The organism is Trebonia sp. (assembly GCF_049794275.1).
GTDB lineage: Bacteria > Actinomycetota > Actinomycetes > Streptosporangiales > Streptosporangiaceae > Trebonia.
In genome coordinates this window covers 1-5,077 of record NZ_JBARCR010000418.1, presented here as the reverse complement: position 1 = coordinate 5,077, position 5,077 = coordinate 1, and the positions used below count along the sequence as shown (strand labels likewise).

6 protein-coding genes are annotated in these 5,077 nt (G+C 68.2%); 1 reads left to right on the top strand and 5 read right to left on the bottom strand.

What is annotated here, in order from left to right; translation table 11 throughout:
- Positions 1–25 precede the first annotated feature (25 nt).
- The 5 genes from WA805_RS11395 to WA805_RS11375 all read right to left on the bottom strand — a co-directional run bounded on the left by WA805_RS11395 (position 26) and on the right by WA805_RS11375 (position 4,760).
- A complete protein-coding gene (locus tag WA805_RS11395) occupies positions 26–292 on the bottom strand; it encodes a hypothetical protein (protein ID WP_422289451.1) in 267 nt (88 codons plus the stop codon).
- A 258-nt stretch (positions 293–550) separates the two neighbouring features.
- The gene (locus WA805_RS11390; RefSeq protein WP_424559779.1) at positions 551–1,078 is read right to left on the bottom strand and encodes a cation:proton antiporter; all 528 of its coding nucleotides are present in this window, start codon (positions 1,076–1,078) and stop codon (positions 551–553) included.
- On the bottom strand, positions 1,027–1,782 hold the full coding sequence (locus tag WA805_RS11385; RefSeq protein ID WP_425242326.1) for a cation:proton antiporter: 756 nt from the start codon (positions 1,780–1,782) through the stop codon (positions 1,027–1,029). The genes WA805_RS11390 and WA805_RS11385 overlap by 52 nt, the downstream gene beginning before the upstream one ends.
- Positions 1,779–4,202 (bottom strand): protein kinase domain-containing protein, encoded by a 2,424-nt coding sequence (locus WA805_RS11380; RefSeq protein WP_425242325.1) that lies wholly within the window; start codon positions 4,200–4,202, stop codon positions 1,779–1,781. The genes WA805_RS11385 and WA805_RS11380 overlap by 4 nt, the downstream gene beginning before the upstream one ends.
- Positions 4,203–4,469: 267 nt before the next feature.
- A complete protein-coding gene (locus tag WA805_RS11375) occupies positions 4,470–4,760 on the bottom strand; it encodes a VapC toxin family PIN domain ribonuclease (protein ID WP_422337387.1) in 291 nt (96 codons plus the stop codon).
- 70 nt (positions 4,761–4,830) lie between these two features.
- Between WA805_RS11375 and WA805_RS11370 the strand changes: the two genes are divergently transcribed.
- On the top strand, positions 4,831–5,013 hold the full coding sequence (locus tag WA805_RS11370) for a hypothetical protein (protein ID WP_422288710.1): 183 nt from the start codon (positions 4,831–4,833) through the stop codon (positions 5,011–5,013).
- Positions 5,014–5,077: the final 64 nt, after the last annotated feature.

Here is a 5,077-nt window from a genome sequence, read left to right as displayed (position 1 = left end):
GGCCCGGCCGGACTGATCACCAGCTTCAGCCGTCCGTGACCGCCAGTTGCGCGGCGACCAGAACGACGGCTGCCCCGCCCTCCCCTCGCGTCCACCGGGCCGCCACCGCGCTGGGCGCTTCCGGCAGGCTGCGCACGACCGTGACGATCTCGACTGCCCCGTCGGCTGCGAGCGTCTCGCGGAAGGTTCTGCCCGGGCCCAGCACGATGATGTCAGGCTCGGCAGCCGCCACATACCCGGGCAGTTCGGCGGCGATGTCCTGGCTGAACCGGGACCGCACGACCGCTGACACCCCGCGAGCCGACGCCCGGTCAGCCAGCGCCTGAAGGTTTCCCGTGGTCCTGGTCGTTTCCCGCAGCTCGCACCCAGCCCGGTGGCAACCTCCGAGCGGGTGTCGTGTTCCCGCGCCAGGAGATGGCAGACGATCAGCTGACTGTGCTCCCGGCTGGCCGCCAGCGCTGCCCCGATGTCAACGAGCGGGGCGGCGGTTTCCGGCGCCTCGATCAGCACCAGGATCCGCTGCCCCGCGGCGGTCCCGAGCGCGGCACGGTCAGCCTCCGCGATGTCGGCCACGACGAACCGATCCGGGTAGATGAGATGCAGCAGCGGCCCGGCCATCATCGTCGTCACGATCGCCATCACGATCATCAGCGAATACAGCGACTGGTCCAGGATGCGCAGTTGCAGGCCCACCGAAAGGATCACGATCCCGGTGAGCCCGCGGGTGTTCAATCAGCGTGGCGAGAACCCCGGCGCGCCGAGCACGGATCCCCGCGAGACTGGCGCCGATGAAGGCACCGCCGAACTTGCCGACGACAGCGACCAGCAGGATGAGGCAGAGTTCCGTGAGCCCGGACAGACCAACCGATAACAGGTTGACGCTCAGTCCCGACACCACGAAGAACACCGGCAGCAGCACCAGGACGCTGAGTTGTTCCAGGCGATCGAGGATCTCCTCGCGCAGGGCGGCCGCGGCCCCCTCCCGGGACATGACGACGCCGAAGAGGAAGGCGCCGAAGATGTACTTCAGGCCCATCCAGCCGGTGGCGTACGAGGACAGCAGCAGCCCCGCCAGCACCGCCGCGAGGATACTGGGCGTGAGCCCGCCCGCCGCTGGTAGACATCCACCAGCCCGCGTAGGAGCGGGCGGACCAGACCGAACATCACGCCCGCGTACACCGGGACCAGGAGCAGCCGGAACTGCTGGCCGCCGGCTCCGGCGATCGCGACCACCACGGCCAGCAGCGACCAGGCCAGCACGTCATCTGTCGCGGCGCTGGCGAGCGCGATGCTGCCGATCCGGGTGCGGTGCATGTTCCTGTCGGTGAGGATGCGTGCCAGCACCGGAAACGCAGTGACCGACATGGCCGTGCCCACGAACAGCGCGAACGGGAGGACGTGATGCACGTGATGACGGCTGGCCAGCCAGGCACCGAGCCCGACCCCGAGTGACAGCGGCAGAATGATCGAACTGACCGACACGCTCGCGGCCACGCGCTCCCGGCCCCGGATCAGGCGCAGGTCGAGCAGGTACCCGACGGCGAACATGAACATCACCACGCCGAGGTTGGCCAGCGCGCTCAACGGCGGCCTCAGCGTGACCGGGAACAGTGTCGCCGTGATCTTGCCGTGAAACAAGGTCGGCCCCAGCAGGATGCCGGCAATGATCTCGCCGAGAACCGGCGGCTGGCCGAGCCGCTTGGCCGCGATGCCGAGCAGCCGGGCGAGCAGGATGATGATGGCCAGGTCGGCCAGGAACAGCTGGACTTGCTGATCCGTCATCGGGTGCCGTTCCCCAAGCACACGTTCGCGAGGCCCGCCAGGGCACGCGCTCTCCAGTACCCGCCGGTCATCCCAGCTCCGGCCGTAAGGGTGCTGGCGACCTGCTCGGCTCGGGCAGGGTCGGTGGAGGCCACTACCATGATGATCTCAGCCACGCGGGCGGGATCATGGCCGGCCGCCTCGACCGCCTGTTCCAGCAGCGGCGCGGTATCGGCCATGTCGGTGCGAACCGCTACCACCGCCCTGACCAGCGCCTGCAGGTATCTGTCGGCGCTGCCGGCGGCGATTCGCTCACCGCAGGCAGGGTCGGTGAGCGCCGCTACCATGGCCACCTCCGCCCGCTCGGGTGCGTCGGCGGGCAGGCTGCCGATGACCTGCTCGGCCTGGACGGGGTCGGTGCGAGCCGCCGCCAGGGCTACCTCCCCCAGGGCCCCAAGCCGGGTCGGCGTGCCGCTGATGGCGCGGGCGTACTGCTCGGCCTCTGTCAGCAGTTCCCCGGCGTGGTCCGGGCCGATCTGGACCGCTGCTGCCTTTATGCTGGTCAGAGCCATGTTCTGCAAATCACTCGTGCTGATGACGCGAGCCCACTGCTCAGCCTCTGCCAGCAGCTGCCAGGCGTGGGCAGGGTCAGTCTGGGCTGCTGCCGCCTCTGCACTCGCCGTCGCCGTGTCCCGCAAGGTGCCCTGACCGGCGATGGTGCGGCCGAACCGCTCGGCGTCATCCGGCAGCTGTACCGAACGGTCAGAGGCGGCTCTGGCCACGATGACGGCGATCTCGGTCAGTGCCCGGACCTTCCAGTAGATGGCCCGGTTCGGGTCGTTCAGCATCGAGGGCGGCGGAGCCTCCTCCCTTTGCCACGCACCCTGATCGGAAGCCTGCCTGGGCCGACCGGTGACGGTGACGGCGATCTGCCCGGCCCGGGTGAAGTCGGTGCGGGCCGCGACCATGGCGACCTTGGCTAGCGCCATATCACGCGCAGGCGTGCCCATGGGCCGGACGAGCTCCTCTGCGCTGGCAATGTCGACGTCGGCTACTACCTCGGCCACCTTAGTGATGAACGGTGCGACATCGTCGAGGAATTCTCGGTGCTGCCGCGCCCGGATGACAGGGGGGATCTTCCCAAGGTCAGCCACCAGCCGCTGTGCGGGCGATGGGTTGATGCGGGCCAGGAGCATGCCGAATTCCGATGCGGAGTGCCAGGCCAAGGCCTCCAGGATGTGATGGTAGCCCGCAGTCTCCGGGATGCGCGCATTCCAGCTTGGGTGAAGGGCCTCGTCCAGCAGCTGTGCGGCGTGAGCAGGGTCGGAGCGGGCGGCCACCGTGGCCACGTGGACCAGTGCCCTGGCCCGCTGAACGGCCAGCGCGAGGGCACGGTCGTACTCATCATCCAGTCCGCGGGCGTGGGCGCTGCTGCTTGCCGGAGGCGGCGGCGGGCCGGGAATCGCTGCCGCGCGGTCTTCCGGTGCCATGGCCTGCTCATCCAGGGGAAGGGCGCGGGCGATCTGTTCTGCCTCCGCCAACAGCCGGGCGGCGCGGGCCACGTCGGTGGCGACTACCGTTACGGGTTTACCCGGTGGCTTGTAGGTCGTGATCATGGTCTGGAGTGGCGGGGGAAGCCACTGGCCGTGTGGGTCCGGGTCGGCGAGGAGTTCCAGGATCGTGGCCGGGGTGGGCCGGTCGGAAGGCTCCTTGGCCAGGCACGCTGCTACCACATCGCGGATCTGAGGGTCCAGGCCGCTAAGGTCTGGTTCTTCATGGACGACCTGGTAGGCAATCGCCTCGGCCAGCCCTAGGCCGAACGGCCGGATGCCGGCGGCGTAGGCCAGCACCATCCCTAGCGCGAAGACGTCGCAGGCCGACGTGAGCGGCTGTCCCAGGAGAACCTCGGGTGCCATGAAGCCCGGCGTGCCAGACCGCGCGGTAACGCCGGAATCGTCGATGGCACGCGCGACGCCAAAGTCGATCACGTGAGGCCCGTCTTCAGCCATCAATATGTTCGACGGCTTCAGATCCCGGTGGATCAGCCCGGCGGCGTGAATGGCTCCCAGCGCTTCGGCCACGCCCGCGCCCAGCACCCTCACGCTGTCCAGGGGGAGAGCCTGGTGCTCGGTGAGCATCCGGTCAAGAGACGGTCCGGCGACAAAGGCCGTCACCATCCAGGGACGTTCGGCGTCCGGGTCAGCATCGACAACCTGTGCGGCATGGAATCCGCCGACCTTGCGGCCCGCCTCTACCTCCAGGCGAAACCGCCGCCGGAACTCGGCGTCATGAGCGAAAACCGGATAGATCAGCTTGACCGCGACCGGGCGCCCGGCCCGCGACCGGCCGAAGAACACCTCACCCATCCCGCCCGCCCCAAGACGACCGGTCAGAACATAGTGCCCGACTCGCCGGGGGTCTCCTGGTCTGAGGGAATCCATGCCACCCCGTCACTGCAAGGGAATAGCGGACGCAGTGAACCCGCCCGAACCAATGATTCCAGGAAATAGATCGCCGAGAAAGACTTGCCCCATCGCGCCGCCAACCAGGCGAGCGCTCGCCGACACCTGGCCGGGCTGGTCGATCACGTCGGCCCGGTCGATCGCAAGCTCACACCGGTCACACCGCGATCAATCTGCCCCTACATCATAAACCGGGACTGTAGTACCGGGCCGCTGCCCGGCTCCGGTTGGTGCTGCTGGTTGCGATCATGAAGGCGAGTCGACTGGGAGGGCCGCCACCTGCGCCGCGCCCAAGAGTCGCTTGTCATAGGTCACGAACGAGGTCAGCCCGGAGCGGTAATGCAGGGCCGTGGCGAGATGAATGGCATCCAGGCTGCGCACTGTGACTGGCCCTACGGTCCGGGCCAAAATCCGGATGCCCGGGCCCAAATCGATCAGGTCGATCTGATCCAGCACGGTCGGCAGACGGGAGACCGCCTCTGCCGCATAGGGGGCCAGCGCCCGGAATGATTCGATCTCCGTGAGCACCGAACTGATCCACCCGGTCTCGGCCCGCTAGTCCAGCCAACGGCGCAGCGCCGGTGATTCCGGCTCGGCGTGAGCGAGCTTGACGACCGCTGCGGAGTCCAACACCGTGGGCCATAAGTCCACCCACGTGACCGAGACGGTCTACCGGCACGTGATCGTGCCCGCCATCCGCGGCGGAGCGACTGTTATGGACGCAGTGTTCGGCGACGCGGACGATGCAGACGACGGAGACGGCGAGCCCGGCACGACCACGGCGTCGTAGTCACTTGGTTAGTCTCTTGATCTTGATTCGCGAGTTCGAAAAATCTCGCTGAGCTGGAGCCCCG

What these genes read in the sequence shown, in the direction of transcription:
- WA805_RS11385 (WP_425242326.1), bottom strand. Translation starts at nt 1,782, where the DNA reads ATGACGGATCAGCAAGTCCAGCTGTTCCTGGCCGACCTGGCCATCATC.
- WA805_RS11380 (WP_425242325.1), bottom strand. Translation starts at nt 4,202, where the DNA reads ATGGATTCCCTCAGACCAGGAGACCCCCGGCGAGTCGGGCACTATGTT.